The organism is Leuconostoc suionicum, from assembly GCF_001891125.1.
In the GTDB taxonomy this organism is placed as follows: Bacteria; Bacillota; Bacilli; order Lactobacillales; family Lactobacillaceae; genus Leuconostoc; species Leuconostoc suionicum.
Map to the genome: position 1 here is coordinate 1,681,341 of NZ_CP015247.1, position 15,966 is coordinate 1,697,306.

General features: G+C 37.5%; 12 protein-coding genes. 4 read left to right on the forward strand and 8 right to left on the reverse strand.

The window, feature by feature from the left end:
• Positions 1 to 134: 134 nt before the first annotated feature.
• Both A6B45_RS08475 and A6B45_RS08480 read right to left on the reverse strand, forming a co-directional pair.
• Positions 135 to 4,277, reverse strand: coding sequence for a KxYKxGKxW signal peptide domain-containing protein (locus tag A6B45_RS08475; protein ID WP_167361464.1), 4,143 nt, complete (start codon positions 4,275 to 4,277; stop codon positions 135 to 137).
• Between the two features lie 84 nt (positions 4,278 to 4,361).
• Positions 4,362 to 4,574, reverse strand: a complete 213-nt coding sequence (locus tag A6B45_RS08480; protein WP_072614175.1) for a helix-turn-helix domain-containing protein — start codon at positions 4,572 to 4,574, stop codon at positions 4,362 to 4,364.
• Positions 4,575 to 4,726: 152 nt separating this feature from the next.
• Here A6B45_RS08480 and A6B45_RS08485 point away from each other — a divergent pair, with 152 nt between their 5' ends.
• Together A6B45_RS08485 and A6B45_RS08490 are read left to right on the forward strand one after the other, a co-directional pair.
• A complete protein-coding gene (locus A6B45_RS08485) occupies positions 4,727 to 5,116 on the forward strand; it encodes a helix-turn-helix domain-containing protein (protein ID WP_072614176.1) in 390 nt (129 codons plus the stop codon).
• 6 nt (positions 5,117 to 5,122) lie between these two features.
• Positions 5,123 to 5,530, forward strand: coding sequence for an ImmA/IrrE family metallo-endopeptidase (locus tag A6B45_RS08490; RefSeq protein WP_072614177.1), 408 nt, complete (start codon positions 5,123 to 5,125; stop codon positions 5,528 to 5,530).
• 55 nt (positions 5,531 to 5,585) lie between these two features.
• Here A6B45_RS08490 and A6B45_RS08495 read toward each other — a convergent pair whose 3' ends face one another.
• The gene (locus A6B45_RS08495; protein WP_072614178.1) at positions 5,586 to 10,088 is read right to left on the reverse strand and encodes a glycoside hydrolase family 70 protein; all 4,503 of its coding nucleotides are present in this window, start codon (positions 10,086 to 10,088) and stop codon (positions 5,586 to 5,588) included.
• 294 nt (positions 10,089 to 10,382) lie between these two features.
• Here A6B45_RS08495 and A6B45_RS10520 point away from each other — a divergent pair, with 294 nt between their 5' ends.
• Both A6B45_RS10520 and A6B45_RS08505 read left to right on the forward strand, forming a co-directional pair.
• Positions 10,383 to 10,604 carry a helix-turn-helix domain-containing protein gene (locus A6B45_RS10520; RefSeq protein WP_072614179.1) on the forward strand — a complete coding sequence of 74 codons (222 nt, stop codon included), beginning with the start codon at positions 10,383 to 10,385 and terminating at the stop codon, positions 10,602 to 10,604.
• Positions 10,605 to 10,666: 62 nt separating this feature from the next.
• The gene (locus tag A6B45_RS08505; protein ID WP_237048949.1) at positions 10,667 to 11,266 is read left to right on the forward strand and encodes an Rgg family transcriptional regulator; all 600 of its coding nucleotides are present in this window, start codon (positions 10,667 to 10,669) and stop codon (positions 11,264 to 11,266) included.
• Between the two features lie 31 nt (positions 11,267 to 11,297).
• On the opposite strand, the gene A6B45_RS08510 is transcribed toward A6B45_RS08505, so the two are convergent.
• The 5 genes from A6B45_RS08510 to A6B45_RS08530 all read right to left on the reverse strand — a co-directional run bounded on the left by A6B45_RS08510 (position 11,298) and on the right by A6B45_RS08530 (position 15,944).
• A complete protein-coding gene (locus tag A6B45_RS08510) occupies positions 11,298 to 12,536 on the reverse strand; it encodes a PTS sugar transporter subunit IIC (protein WP_072614181.1) in 1,239 nt (412 codons plus the stop codon).
• Between the two features lie 160 nt (positions 12,537 to 12,696).
• A complete protein-coding gene (locus A6B45_RS08515) occupies positions 12,697 to 13,692 on the reverse strand; it encodes a D-2-hydroxyacid dehydrogenase (RefSeq protein WP_072614182.1) in 996 nt (331 codons plus the stop codon).
• A 185-nt stretch (positions 13,693 to 13,877) separates the two neighbouring features.
• Complete coding sequence (locus A6B45_RS08520; RefSeq protein WP_072614509.1) at positions 13,878 to 14,765, reverse strand: prenyltransferase; 888 nt, start codon at positions 14,763 to 14,765, stop codon at positions 13,878 to 13,880.
• A gap of 100 nt (positions 14,766 to 14,865) precedes the next feature.
• Complete coding sequence (locus A6B45_RS08525; RefSeq protein WP_072614183.1) at positions 14,866 to 15,504, reverse strand: DUF421 domain-containing protein; 639 nt, start codon at positions 15,502 to 15,504, stop codon at positions 14,866 to 14,868.
• Complete coding sequence (locus tag A6B45_RS08530; RefSeq protein WP_072614184.1) at positions 15,501 to 15,944, reverse strand: DUF3290 domain-containing protein; 444 nt, start codon at positions 15,942 to 15,944, stop codon at positions 15,501 to 15,503. The genes A6B45_RS08525 and A6B45_RS08530 overlap by 4 nt, the downstream gene beginning before the upstream one ends.
• Positions 15,945 to 15,966 lie beyond the last annotated feature (22 nt).

The following is a 15,966-nucleotide window of genomic DNA, read 5'->3' on the forward strand; positions in this document are numbered from 1 at the left end:
AATACATTTAATAAAACTGGTGTATTTAGTAATAAATATACTAAGTATAATGAAATTAGTATTTTATAATTGCATCACGTTTTTAATAATAAGTATAAAGCCATTATAATCACAAGTAATTATTATTTATAGCATCAAATTTTAATCTTTTTGTATAATTTAGAAATTATAATCAACATTCCTAATATAAGGGCTTCCAATACTGATGCAGAATCTCGGTGTCCGTTTGTCTTGGGGAGCTGTAGCCCTTTATCTTTGAATTGTTCCATTTTATGTTTTTCAAGATCTTTTTGAGAACCTAATTCATCGGCAGTTTGATTTAAGCAGGAAACATCACTAGAGTTATCTTTTGCCTCTAAATTGTTTGGCTGCGAAGTTTTTATTTCACTCTGATTTTGCTCACTTTTGCGGGAGCCTATTTTCTCTTCAATGTTACCGGATAAATTATTTTCCTTTAGCTGGCCAACTGGAAAAGTGCTGTCATCAGAATTGTGATCAGCTTGATAATAACCCGCCAATTTTTGACTGGGTACTTTATCTACATCATTAGTTGAAACTTGGTCTTCTTGAATTTGATTGTTGTTTTCAGTAGAAGAGTGCTCTTCTTTAACTATCATTTTCTCCATAGAATCGTCGCTTATTTTGAAGGTGCTTAGGGTACTACTTTTAAAGTTCTCCGTACGGTCTCGCCCGTTTTTATTATCAATGTTGTCTATAACATCTTTGCTCTCAATACTATTTGAGACCTCTTGGCTATCTACTAAAATGTGCTTGCCGTCGATGCCATTTACGCCATCTTTGCCATCAGCACCGTTCTTGCCATCAATGCCATTCACGCCATCTTTGCCGTCGACACCGTTTTGACCATCGATGCCATTCACGCCATCTTTGCCGTCGACACCGTTCTTGCCATCAACACCATTCACGCCATCTTTGCCATCAGCACCGTTCTTGCCATCGATGCCATTCACGCCATCTTTGCCGTCGACACCGTTCTTGCCATCAACACCATTTGCGCCATCTTTGCCATCGACACCGTTCTGACCGTCGATGCCATTTACACCATCTTTGCCGTCTAAACCGTTCTGACCGTCGATGCCATTCACGCCATCTTTGCCGTCGACACCATTTTTGCCATCTATACCATTCACGCCATCTTTGCCGTCAACACCATTCTGACCATCAACACCATTTACGCCATCTTTGCCGTCGACACCGTTCTGACCATCTACACCATTTACGCCATCTTTGCCATCGACACCGTTCTGACCATCTACACCATTTGCGCCATCTTTGCCATCGACACCGTTCTGACCGTCAACACCATTTACGCCATCTTTGCCATCGACACCGTTCTGACCATCTACACCATTTGCGCCATCTTTGCCATCGACACCGTTCTGACCGTCGATGCCATTCACGCCATCTTTGCCGTCAACACCGTTTTGACCATCGATGCCATTTACGCCATCTTTGCCGTCGACACCGTTTTTGCCATCAACACCATTCACGCCATCTTTGCCATCGACACCGTTCTTGCCATCAACACCATTTACGCCATCTTTGCCATCGACACCGTTCTGACCATCTACACCATTTGCGCCATCTTTGCCATCGACACCGTTCTGACCGTCAACACCATTTACGCCATCTTTGCCATCGACACCGTTCTGACCATCTACACCATTTGCGCCATCTTTGCCATCGACACCGTTCTGACCGTCGATGCCATTCACGCCATCTTTGCCGTCAACACCGTTTTGACCATCGATGCCATTTACGCCATCTTTGCCGTCGACACCGTTTTTGCCATCAACACCATTCACGCCATCTTTGCCATCGACACCGTTCTTGCCATCAACACCATTTACGCCATCTTTGCCGTCGACACCGTTTTGACCATCGATGCCATTCACGCCATCTTTGCCATCGACGCCGTTCTGACCATCTACACCATTCACACCATCTTTGCCATCAGCACCGTTCTTGCCATCGACACCGTTCTGACCATCTACACCATTCACACCATCTTTGCCATCAGCACCGTTCTTGCCATCGACACCGTTCTGACCATCAACACCATCTTTGCCATCGACACCGTTCTTGCCATCAACACCATTCACGCCATCTTTGCCGTCGATGCCATTCACACCATCTTTACCATCAGCACCGTTCTTGCCGTCGATGCCATTTACGCCATCTTTGCCATCGACACCGTTCTGACCATCAACACCATTCACACCATCTTTGCCATCGACGCCGTTCTTACCATCAACACCATTCACACCATCTTTGCCATCGATGCCATTCACGCCATCTTTGCCATCGACACCGTTCTTACCATCAACACCATTTACGCCATCTTTGCCATCAGCACCATTCTTGCCATCAATAGAATAAGTATAAATCACCCAAACATTCTGTTTTGGATTAGAAATACTTTTTTGCTCAACAAATACACCGCCATTACCATCGGCAGTATAAGTATAGTGTAATAATCCGTCATTAGAATCGGTAATGCCTGCTACTTCTTGATTAAGTGTTTCTGGAATCTCATATGTGGTTACATCTCCGTCTGAATTGTTACTAATGAAATTACCGACCTCATCGTAATAAGATTGACCACTAGTTCCTTTAATAATCTGTGTTGGCTGTAATTCTTTACCATTTATCCGCTTAAGAACATAGTGAACTGCGACTTCGGATTGATTTTTTTCGCTTGATGCCATCGAAGTTGGGCTTGCCGCTGCGCCATACCCCTTTTGCCCATTTTCAGGTGTTGTTGTATCATTTGGTACTTCATTTTCCTGATGAACTTCGTCGTCTGAATTAGTAATTTCTCCTACTGATGGTTGAACATTATTGTTTTTTTCGTACGTTATAGTGTTTAAATGATAAGCAACGGTAACTGGATCCATCTTTTCCGGCTTTTTCAAAAATGCTAGTTCATCAGAATTCATATTATGATTCTCATGCCACCAACGCGCATTTTTATTCATCGGGACCGCACCAATATACAATGTTGGTTTATCTGTTGTGAAATCTGTAAAAGATACACCCTCTTCGATAGCATAGTGTTGCGGGTTGGTATCCTCATCCCAATTTGGAGATTGAAAATCAGCACTTGTGTTTACATAAGCAAGCCCATCAGGGGCATTGTCTACAATGCCCTCAGAGCTGATATAATCTAAGCCAATTGTTGATTGCTCATTAATAATAGCTGTTTTGGCATCATTCGTTTGAACATACTCTTTGCGATTACCATTCCAGTTATCCCACTCTGGGCCTGCGAAATTTGTCGAGCTTAAGGATCCAGACAAAAAATATACTTTAGGCTCCTCATTTGAACTAGGAACTTTAGAAATCGGTACAACTTCATGACTATCACTATAAGTAAACCAGAAAGTTGTTTGCCAATTTAGATTCGTTGCCCATACGTTATCAACAGCATTGCTACTGATAGCTATATGCGGAATGCCAGACTCCTTATAATTGTTGCTGTCATTCCAATTACCATTTTGTAATTGAAAATCATGGAAAATTTCGTGAAAGTCGACACTTCTCTTATTACCATTAGCATCCTCGATACTTCCAGAACTGGACCACGTTTTTTCGATTGTTGCATTCAATACCTGTGGTCCTGTATACTCCCATACTTTTGTACTATCACTGAGGTTTGAATGTGAACCAATGCCCGTGTAAACTTTACTGGGTTCTATATTCGATGTTGGGCTGCTCTCATCTGCAGGTTTTGAAGTATCGAAATTCAAAGCCTGTTTAGCAGCTGATGTTGCAATCTGTGTTTTGCCATCCCTATTTTGCTGTTTTCCCTTATGTAAAGCTGATTCGTATTCTTCAATATATTGATCAAATTGTTGATTATTTTGCTGTTGCGTCTTTTCAGCATTCTGTAGTTCAGAAATTTGTTGTGCATAGTCACTTGCAATATCGTTTTTGACCTTAGCAATATCCTCCGTGTTCTCAGAATCGCTCACTATATTACTTCGGGTAGGTTCCTGTGTAACAGTAACCCCCACACTTTCAGCCGATTCAACAGCACTGATGATTTCCGTATCATCTACAGCCAGAGATGTCTGATTGTCTGATACAAGAGCGACATCTTTATCATTTTGAACCAAACTGCTCTGCTCTGTAGTATTTCCATCATCAGCACTGACAACTGTTATAGATGCATTAAACAATGTCACAGCAACAGTTGCCGTTATCCATAATTTTCCTGACTTATATAATTTATGCCGATCTTTTCTATTTCCCATATGCTCCCCCGAGTAATTATTGTAAGTGTTCATTATATCATTTTGATAAACGTTAAACAATAATTGTATAACTTTAGCAAACATTTAAATAAAAAAAATATCCTTGATTTCTTTATCAAGTCCTTTAGCAATTTTTTTAGCCGTTGGTGGTGATGGATGCTTCTTATTATTTAAATATTCTGTCATTAATGAATAATTGACCCCTATTCTTCTGGAAAAAATCGCAATGCTTTCCCCGCGTATTGCGATTTCCTTTCTAACTGAAGTAGCATCTCGAAATTGTAGTGTTAGTGACATTTATCTTCCCCATTTTTTATCATAGTGTCATTATATAGGCGTTGTATCACATTGTCAAACGTTTTATATACTGCTTTGCAACTTATTGTGTTTATGTTTGTTTTTCATTTGTATATAATAAAAGTAAACAATTAACAGGAGGGTTTGCAAATATGGTAACAAAAGAACAGTTCGGCCAAAAAATTAAACATATTAGAGAAAAAAAGCATTATACTGTTCGTCAAGCTGCCCTACAAGGTAATTTTTCATCCGCTTATTTATCTCAGATCGAAAATGGCAATAAAAATATTCCCAAAGTTGAAACACTTTATCGAATTGCTAAAGGATTAAGAATATCAAAAGATGAAATATTACATATTGCCGGAATTACTTCACATACTTCACCTAAACACCCGAACAGTGTAGATCTTGGCAAACAATTTGCCGATGATGATTTACTCTTGTCTTTTGAAGGAAAACCTTTATCCCCAGAATATCGCGAAGCAATTTTGTCCATACTCCGCACCTTGCCAGATGCCGATGAGAAAACAAAAAAGGATTAATTTTTAGTGTACATAGATGACAGAATTTCAAACTATCTTGAACAAATCGTGCAAAAAAATGGTTTGACATTAATACATATTGATGGCACAGAACTTGACCCAGATGTGGCCAATGGTCGCAAAAGAGCTATCATCATCAACAACAATTATAAAACAACTTTCAGCCGCTATTTTAGAATTGCGCATGAAATATCTCATTTAATTTATACAAGAAGCAATGATACTTATGCGTTTTCGCCACTTTCAAAATTATCAGATGAAACGGAAGCTAATTTACATGCTATTCAAATTTTAGTAGATTTTTATTTCTCAGAAATCCCCTTAAAACAAGAACGTTGGGAACGGCGATTTCACTTTATTGAAGCCTTTGGTCTTGGTCAAATAACACATCTTGTTGAAAAAATATTAGCATAAAAAAAGTGCCACCAATTAATTGATGACACTTTTTTGTGTTATTAGCTAAATTCAGTTAGCTTTTAATCAGCTCTCCAGAATTTGCGTCATAATATTTTTGGCTACCGTCAGCTTGTGTTACTGCGGCCCCCTTAACTTGATGACCCTTGGCATCAAAGTATAGTTGTTGTCCATTTATATTTTGTTCCCCAGTTACAGCAACTCCATTAGCACCAAAATATGCCCATGATCCGTCTGATATTCGTTCAAAGCGGTTCGTCACCATTTCACCAGAATCTGCATCGTAGTAATACATCTTGCCATCAGTAGCCGTGTATTCACGACCCTTAACTTGGTTACCATTGCTTTCAAAGAACAAATGTTGACCATTAATGACCTGTGCACCGGTTACGACGTTACCTTTTTTATTAAAGTACGCCCATGATCCATCTGATAACTTTTCAAAACGATTAGTGATCATTTCACCAGAATTAGCATCATAATAATGCACTTTTCCTTTTTTATCAGTCGCTTCCTTACCTTTAATCTGTTGTCCGTCAGCATCAAAGAACAATTTTTGCCCACTAATTGTCTGTGCACCAGTTACAGCAATACCGTCAGCGCCAAAGTATGACCATGTACCATCTGTGTTTTCACCAAAGCGATTTGTCACCATATCACCAGAATCAGTATCAAAGTAGCGTAACTTTCCGTCTGCGTCTTTCACGGAAGTCCCTTTGACCTGGATACCGTTTTTATCAAAGTATTGGATATGCTTCTGCCCATCAACAGTTACTGTTGTTAAGCCAGCATTAGCCATAACACCATTTTTATCAAAGTAACGCCAAGTCTTATTAGCTAACATATAGTACCCATCAATTGCTTGTTTGCCGTATTGATTGAAATAATACACATTTCCTTTACTATCTTCTAAGATAGCATCTTGTAATTCAATACCATTGGGCAAGAAATAATAAGTATTGTCATTAACCGTTTGGAAACCATAAGTCATGTAACCATTCTTGTCAAAGTAATACCAATTAGATTTATCATCTTGAATGAATGTATCTTTTGCCTGATATCCACTTGTAGAATAATATGTCATCCCACCATCAGTTGAAACAAATCCTGTATTTGATTCTTCATTCGTCAACTGCTTTGGCAAAAACACACTGCTATTGCTTGATGTGCTTACCTTGAAGTACTCATTTGTAGCCCAGTCCTTAAGGACATAGTAAGCGCCACGACCTTGAATGTTAGTACCGTTAAAGTACTTAGCGGACCATTCTTTTATCTTTTCACTAGGATCCATTGGTACGCCTGTTGAAATTTGGTTTTTTTCGAATAGAGCAGGGTACAATTTCTTGATTTCATCAAGGAACTCTCCACCATATAGTGCCTGATATTCTCCACCACCAACAGTTTGCGAAGCATACAATGTTTTATTAATTACAGAATCTTGATTATAGATTCCCGAGTTGTTAACACGTTGTACCGCAACCACTTCTTTACCTGTCAAATTATAAATCTGGTCTGGTACCCAATCTGCCATTGCCTTGATACCTGTCGCATGCAGAGCTTTAATAGCTGTACGGAGTTGATCTACAGTACCATACTTCGTTGGTGTATTAAATCCAAGGTCATAACGATCAGTAAATGCATAACCATTTTGAATAATTGAATCTAAGAAACTATTATCCGTACTTGAACGATATTGTGGTGGAAACTCGAAGTTTGTAATTCCCCAACTCTTATATAAATCAGTATTGTTTGCAATTTGCACATTAGCATATTCAGCTTCTGTGGTTGGTGTAGATTGGAAGTTAGAGAAACTTTCATAAATAACTTGAGAATCAAGCGCAGCATTTGAATGCAATGTTTGCCCATCAGTAGTTGTTGCTGTACTACTTTCAGTTCGCGCATCTTGAGTATCTGAAGCACCAACGGGTACCCAGACCGCCAAATATCCAGAAACTTGTGGATTTGCTGTACCCACAATATCTGAACTATTGAAAATAAGTTGCCCATTGCTATTTGTATATCTTATTAAGCTTTGTGAGACATCACTATCAGATACATAAGTAGCTATGCCATCTTTAGTTGTTAACAAAGCAGGACGATATGCTTGGTTCTTATGTGCTATACCCATATCAACAACTACTTGATCTGTATTGCTTAACTTCAAATCTGGGTTATTACTTTCAATTACTGCAATACCTTGCGTACGCGTTTCATTTGTCCCTGCATCGGTAGCAGTCATCGCACCATTACCATAACGGACTGATGTCAAAATGCCTCGATAACTATCAGCAGCCATACTACTATCACCCTGCATATATTTCATAGACATTGTTTGCCCGCCAGAAACATACTTGATACGAGACTTCAGCAAAGTATCAATTGCATCGTAATAAAGTGACTTTGTTGCCATGTATTGACCGTCATCTGTATACATATCACCATAGTACACACGTGGCACTGTGTCTTTATTCGTTAATATTGTGGCGTAAGTACTTGGAATATTATATTGTGTAAATTCTTTATTCGTTTTCAATTGATCAGCATTATAAATTTTAAATGCTTCTGTTAATTGGTCCATCGTTGGTGATAAGCCATCAGAATCCGGATCAATTCGTTGTTTAATAATTTCAGCAATAACTGTTTGTACTTCACTATCATGTGCACGAACAAAAGAATAATTTGGTTGTGCAGTGTTATCTGTCGAATCATTTGTACGATCAACTAAACTATTTGTCAAAAATGGTTCTAATCCACTTCTTTTATTACCATATTGATCAACTGGTGGCATAGTGAGTGAATATTTTAATGACAAACGCAATTTATTATCCATCGATAATTGATTGTCGCCATTGTCTTTCACATATTCAGCATCATTGTCACTCCAGTCTTCAAGAATGGAAACATGTTGATTCGAAATTGCATCACTCTTATCGACGCCATATGCTGCCTTGAAATAGTCAGCTGCAATTTGCAATAAATCGGCATCAACGTTATCAACAGCATCTACTCGAATACTATCAAAGTTAGCATCTGCATCGTTATTAGTAATTGATCCAAAGTTTAACAAGTAATACATCCAATTTAGTTGTTCTGCTTGAACAACTGGGTTTGAATTATCCACATCGTTGGCCAAGAGGAAGTCATAACCACCTTGAGTTGGATCTGTCGTATACAAAGGCGTGCCTGTTTGATTTGTTGGTGTGCGATTAAGTAATCGATAATCAGAATTTGCATCTGGTGTTTTGTCACTATTGACATACAACAATGCACCACCTTGCAAATGATCAGTTCCTTTTGATTCACTAGCAATATTCCAATTTGATTGGCTATCAACAAATTTTGAAATGTCATCCTTGAGCCATTGTGTTTGGCCTTCTTGACTAATTTTTTCTTCAATCTTCACTTGAATGTTTTGTGCTGCTTTATTCAAGGCGTCTTGACTGTCGTCTGAAGTATAAACAGTTTCCGCTTCAGTGGTATCTAAATACTTCATCGCATTCAAATAGTTTACTTGTGTTGCCTTATCTGGCCACCAAGTCATTAACAAAGGTCGTAAATCGTCATCCTTTGATGATTCCCAGTTTTGGCCATTGACAAGTATATCCTTTGGCCTGTACCAACTGTCGGCTGTTAGATACCCATCAACGTTTGTATAACTATCAGAAGATGTACCAACTGAGGCATTATGCTCCGTATAATTATTATTTTCACTAGTCAATCCTTCTAAAAATTGGTAGTCATTTGTATCAGCTAATGCGCCAGTATCTTTATCAAAATAAAGTACCTTACCATCAATTACGGTAGCAAAGTTCTTTTTTATTTGACCATCATCGTCGTAATAATATGTTTTACCATCAATAGTTTTCAGGTTCTTTGAACTAGCTTCTAATGCTGCAGTAGTATCGGTCGTGTTCGAATTATTGTCATTCGTTTGACTTTTTTGTGCCGATGAACTCACATCTTTATCGCTTGTCGTGGCTGAATTATTATTATCAGATGTGTCGGCTGTTGTTGTAGCTTTATTGTTCGTTGATGTATCGGCTGTTGTTGTAGCCTTATCATTCGTTGATGTGTCGGCTGTTGTTGTAGCCTTATTGTTCGTTGACGTATCGGCTGTTGTTGTAGCCTTATCATTCGTTGATGTGTCGGCTGTTGTTGCAGCCTTATCATTCGTTGATGTATCGGCTGTTGTTGTAGCCTTATCATTCGTTGATGTATCGGCTGTTGTTGTAGCCTTATCATTCGTTGATGTATCGGCTGTTGTTGTAGCCTTATTGTTCGTTGACGTATCGGCTGTTGTTGCAGCCTTATCATTCGTTGATGTGTCGGCTGTTGTTGCAGCCTTATCATTCGTTGTGATTGATTTGTCAGTCGCACCCGCATTCGATTGATCGACTGCCGTGGTTACTACTACCCCATTGTTTTGTGAAACATCAGCTTGTGCTTGTTGAATAAAACTGGTAACACCAATTATTGAAACACTCCCTGCAATGACTAACATTTTCCCAGATTTATACATCTTTTTCCGGAAAACGCTTGTTACATTTCTATTTCTCATTTACTTCTTCCCTTCATTCTTTCCCTTTCTGACACAAATGACTATTCTCCGAGTAAAACGGTTATTTGTGTTTGTGAGATCATAAACATTTGTGACTAAGAATGTTTTGTCAGCAATTGTTTTTACAAACGTTAATCATTAAAACTAACTATTTTAATATATAATGAAACAAATATTTAAAATAAATTATGCAGAATTGAATAATTAGAAAGTATTAAGGTTATTCTAATATATAATAAGTCACTGCTTTTAAATAAAATAGAAAAAATTAAATAATTATAGGTTACTAAGGATATGAATAATAAAAAAGGATCTGTTATCAAAGAAATTAGGAAGATACGAGGAATATCTCAACAACGGTTGGGTGTTTTAATTGGCTCACAATCAATGGTATCTAGAATAGAGAATAATAAGACAGAACCAACTGATCACACAGTATTTTTGCTGTGTAACGCCCTCAATATTTCATTTGAAGAATATTTTTCCGCTATTTTTGGAAAAAAAAAAACAACTTAAAAACTCTAACAGCTGTTTTAAATCAATATTATCAAGACAATGATCGTCAAAAACTGAATCAATTGACACAATTATTACAAAATGATATGATCAAGAATCCTAACGACCCTTTCATGCGTCATTATTATTTAATGTCGCTATCTACTTTGTATCACTTAGATTTCCTGGTTGCATCAATCGACGATCAGAATGAATTGATTGATTACTTTTTTAATATTAGTTACTGGCAGTTCTATGACTTATGTTTACTGGAAAATGTAGTTAACATGATACATGTTGAAAGAAGCACACCTTACATATCTGACATTCTTAAACAGTACGCTACAAATAATATGCCAATGGCATCCGTTGAAACTGTGAGCAAAATATTGATTAATGCTTTAGAAACAAGCATCATACAAAGAAAAGATGACTTTACTAGATATCTACTAGATAAAGTTAAAAAATATAAATTTAACACCGATGACTTTAAGTTTCAAACGTGGCTACTATTTTGGACTGGGGTGTTTGAGAATAATAATAACAAAATTAGGCACGCCTATAGTATTGCTACGTACCTACATCAAAATATTACTTTAAAAAATTTTGATAAGTTTTTAACAATTACTCAAACTCCTAGTCCTTTTTTTGAAGACACAAAAAAAGACACGCCTAAAAGTTAAACTCTTAGATGTATCTTTTATTAACTACTTATTATAAATCTTGTTGGAAATCCATTGGTGTATAAAGTTTCAATAGTTTGCTAAACACAAATTGTGCAATGAATCCTGCAATAATAGGAATAACCAACCATGCCAGAACTGCAATAGCTGGATTAATGAAGTGATTCATAACTGTTGAAGGTACAGTAGGATCTTTGACCATTGATTGGATTGGTGATACCAATCCAATATAACCAAATCCAGCTGTTGTTGGCGTTCCCTGGATATTAAACAACGCAACTGGAATACCAGAAATCGCGGCAGCCAACAAGAATGATAGCATCGTTACCGGCTTTGCAAATACTGATGGCATCATACCTTTCATGGCACCTAATGCAATAGCAACTGTTACACCTGGCTTATTGACTTTCCATGAATTAATTAATAACACAATGGTTGTAGCAACAACACCCATGGCGGCCGCACCAGATCCAATTCCTGATAAACTAATTGCCAAAGCAATTCCAACAGTTGAAACTGGTGTAATAATAATAATAGCAAAAGCCATTGCAATTAACATTGCCATAGGTATAGGAGCTAATTTAGTAAATGTTTCAACTAATTGACCAATCCAAGTAGTAACATCCCCGACATAGGGCGCAATCATTTTACCGATCAAGCCAACGCCACCACCGACAAGGATAGGACTTAAAATAATAGCAACTGATCCAAATCCTTTTAGGTAACGGGCAACAAGCCAAGTAATGAAAACCGCAATAGCGGAAACAATCATTGCATTGATCACATCACCAGCACCAGATGCTATATAAACGTTAGCAGGTGCTACAGAGTTGAGGCCAGTCACTGGATTAAGCCACCCTTTAGGTGCAACGGCCCACTTGATTGATCCAGAAGCCACGGCTGTTGCTACCGCAACAACACCAACATCTAAACTCTTCATTTTGAACTGTAAAGCAACCGCCATACCAATCAAAAATGGAATCAATGATGTGAATAACGTTAAAATAGCACTCAAATTAGCACCAAATGCCGTAGTACCCAGACCTGAATACTGAATGATGTACTTCATAACAGCTGATGGTAAAACACCAATTAAAATACCTTGCGCTGAACCTGACAAAACCTTAAAAAAGAAGTCCTTCAAACGTAAATCAGTTTGACCACTAAACTCAACGGGGGCATTTTCTTTCGCTTTACGTGCATATTCTTCATTACGCAAATCCTGCGATTCTTTGGAAGACCACTTCTCGCCTTCTGCTTTGATAGACATACTATCATTTCCTCTTTTCAATTCATATTTGTGACACACCCCTCACTGCGCCACACTCTCTCCCAAACCTACGATACTATAATCAAAATTGTTTGATTATTTTTTCACAAACCCCTTGGATAAAAAATTCCCAAACATTGAATCTGGGAATTCCATTATATTAATATTCAACAGCAATAGTTGGCTTCTCACCTTTGGCGAAAGCAACTGCTGCATCAAATGATTGGTGAACCATTTCTAGAACAGCTTTAGTTGTATAGAAAGCCGTATGTGGCGTAACCAATACATTTTCGCGTGAAATCAAGTCAGCAATCTTAGCATCTGGGAATTCTTTACCAGACCAATCTTCATTGAACAAGCCAACTTCATTTTCATAAACGTCCATACCGAAGTCTGAAATCTTACCAGAATTCAAACCATCAATAATAGCATCAATGTCCATCAAATTACCACGCGCAGCATTCATGATAACCACGCCATCCTTCATCTTAGCAATAGCCTCTGCATTGATTAGATGATGGTTTTCAGGCACACCAGGAACATACAATGAAATTGCATCAGCTTGTGCATATAATTCGTCTAATGTGTCAACGTACAAACCTTCTGCTTGCAATTCAGCATTTGGGTACTTATCATAAGCAATAACCTTTGCCCCAAAGCCTTTCAAAATGTTAATAGCAACACGGCCAATATGGCCTGTACCAATAACACCAACTGTTTGCATACGCATTTCACGTCCAATTGTTGGTGCCCAGCGCAAGTCGTGCTTAGCAATTTTGGCATCCAATGCTTTCGTGCGACGTAGCAAACGAGATAATTGAATCATTGAGTGTTCTGCAATAGCATTTGGTGAATAAACAGGAACATTTGAAATGTTAAAGTTAAATTCACGTGCTGCATCAAAATCAATGTTATCTGTACCAACGTTACGCAATGACAAGTTAGTAACACCAACGTTAGCTAAAGCTGTCAATGTTTCACGTGTATAGTCCAGTTGTTGGTAAACAACAGCTGAATCTGATCCCTCAGCCAACTTAGCTGTTTCAGGTGTCAATAGCTCTTGTGTGTAGTCCACTTCAATCTCTGGGTTAGCCGCTTTCCATTCTTCAAGTGATGGCTTTTCATCATCACGAATGCCGTAAGCAAAAATCTTCATAAGATCCTCCAAAATTTTATTTCATCTATAATTGTACCCTATTTCACGAGCTAACGCACGCGATTAATCCCATATAGTGCATAGATTTCAGAAAAAATTCACCCCTTACAAATGACAATCGTTAAACAAATGTAAGCTGTTTCATTTTCTTTACCTCAATCACTAATTAAAACGCTTCCCACCAACTATAAAAATATGCCTACTAATAAAGTAACAAGCATCCCCATAAAAATGACAACTAAATTTTTAATGGCTAAAATGAATGTCTCTTTTTTGACAGGATGATTTACGAATGCGCGTGCATTTTTGATAATAATCGGCAGTAAAATTAATAAAGCATAAGAAGTTGTTGGCAACCAACCAACTAGTGTCACGAGTATAATTTCAACAAAAGCTAAAATAGCCCAAAAGACGTATATTTTTTTCGCATTTTTAATGCCTATGTAGTGAACTAACGTATGTCGATCATTTGCTTGATCCTCATCATAATCAGCAATGTTATTAGCAAACATAATCTCTGCAATAAAAATGGTCAATGGTAAACTAACGATAAACCATTGAAACAGGACATTACCTGTCGGCACCATGCGTGTGTTTACATATACTTGAGCCACAAAAATAAAATAGCCCATTGTTATTCCAGACACAATTTCACCAAACGGTGTATTTGTGATTGGTTTTGGTCCGGCAGAATAAAAATAACCAATTAAAAAACTAACAATTCCAATAATCCAAGTGATATAATCCGTTCGCAAAGCGACACTAACTCCTGCAATCACTGCAATCAAAGCCAGAGCTTCTGCAACATGCAATACTTGTTTATCAGTAATTGCTTCAGCATCATCAGACTCCCTCAAAAATGAGTTTTCTTTTTGGCGTTTATTATCCTCGTAACGATTGAAAGTATTAACTGCTAAATGTACCGCAACCGTTGCAATAATTAACAGTAATGTATTCAACCAATTAACACGAGCATACTGCCACTGGCTATATGCTAAACCAACTAATAATGGTGCAATACTCGGTACAACAACCCGAATCTCCACCAAATCTAAGAACTGCTTATATGTCATCATTTTATAAATCCTCTGACATTTATTGTATCAGAAAACAAAAAACGACACTGCATCGTGTCGTTACAATAAATGTTAAACTTTGAATTAGTGTGTACTATCACTTACTTTCATATGGCGTTAAGCGAACTTTACCGTCGATATACTCGCCAACGAATATGTCGTTAATACTTTCATAACCTTGATTTTGTACAGTGTCAGTTAACCATGACTCATCACGATCAATGACCTCCAATACATCTGTGTTGATTTGTCCATCAAAAATAATAGGATATTTCATATTCTCTTCACCAGCTAAGATTACTGTCAGCTGTCCATTTATTTCAAGCACAGCTCTTTTAACTTGAGACAAATCATAAACACTTTGTGATCGTAATTTAAACATTAAATCATTCGCTGATAAGCCAGAAGACAGGACGTTTTTGATGTTCACTTTTCCTCGTTCAATGACAACCTTAGGCTGTCCATCAATTAATAGTTTGACGTAACGATTATGTTCTTTTAAAAACTTGAATGTCATGACTAACATTGTCCAAATAATCAATACAATTGTAAATTGAAAAACTGTGATGGTGTCTGAGTAAATAACTGCGCCAATAATACCACCCAAAACATAATTTTGAACCTGATCTAACGCGTTTGTTGGTGCTAAATTACCCTTGCCCATAACATTAATCTGAATTATTAAAGCCACCAACCCAATTGCTAGCTTAGTTAATATGGGTAGATAAATACTCATTTGACCACCTTCACTTTCGAGTTAATTAGGTATGCACGTGTCAGGCTATAAGATTGTTGATCAGCGCTAATTGTGAGTCGATAATATTTTTTTTCCATTTTAACCAACATACCATCACTCACTGTTGTCGAATTAAAATATAATTTATCTTTGGAAACACCTTGCGTTTTGGCAAACTTAGTTACAAAAGCAGCCATTTGCGTTTTTTGATCATCTTGTGATTTAGCTTGTTGATAGTCTGTGTATCGTGCCCCAGCTAGGAATAAAAAAAGCAATAACGCTATAATACTCAATTCGCGATAACGGGTTTGCAAACGATTTCTAACTGAAGCAACTGCTCCTATTGCCATCAATACAAAAACAACAACCATCAGATATTTACCAATAGTATCGTTTATATTAGTTTGTTTTACTAAATAATCAACAGAATAAAAATTCATCTCAAAAATTACCTCGCTAATT

Coding starts and splice junctions, on each gene's coding strand:
- A6B45_RS08510 (WP_072614181.1), bottom strand. CDS start 12,536: ATGTCTATCAAAGCAGAAGGCGAGAAGTGGTCTTCCAAAGAATCGCAG.
- A6B45_RS08515 (WP_072614182.1), bottom strand. CDS start 13,692: ATGAAGATTTTTGCTTACGGCATTCGTGATGATGAAAAGCCATCACTT.
- A6B45_RS08530 (WP_072614184.1), bottom strand. CDS start 15,944: ATGAATTTTTATTCTGTTGATTATTTAGTAAAACAAACTAATATAAAC.
- A6B45_RS08525 (WP_072614183.1), bottom strand. CDS start 15,504: ATGAGTATTTATCTACCCATATTAACTAAGCTAGCAATTGGGTTGGTG.
- A6B45_RS08485 (WP_072614176.1), top strand. CDS start 4,727: ATGGTAACAAAAGAACAGTTCGGCCAAAAAATTAAACATATTAGAGAA.
- A6B45_RS08520 (WP_072614509.1), bottom strand. CDS start 14,765: ATGACATATAAGCAGTTCTTAGATTTGGTGGAGATTCGGGTTGTTGTA.
- A6B45_RS08475 (WP_167361464.1), bottom strand. CDS start 4,277: ATGGGAAATAGAAAAGATCGGCATAAATTATATAAGTCAGGAAAATTA.
- A6B45_RS10520 (WP_072614179.1), top strand. CDS start 10,383: ATGAATAATAAAAAAGGATCTGTTATCAAAGAAATTAGGAAGATACGA.
- A6B45_RS08480 (WP_072614175.1), bottom strand. CDS start 4,574: ATGTCACTAACACTACAATTTCGAGATGCTACTTCAGTTAGAAAGGAA.
- A6B45_RS08495 (WP_072614178.1), bottom strand. CDS start 10,088: ATGAGAAATAGAAATGTAACAAGCGTTTTCCGGAAAAAGATGTATAAA.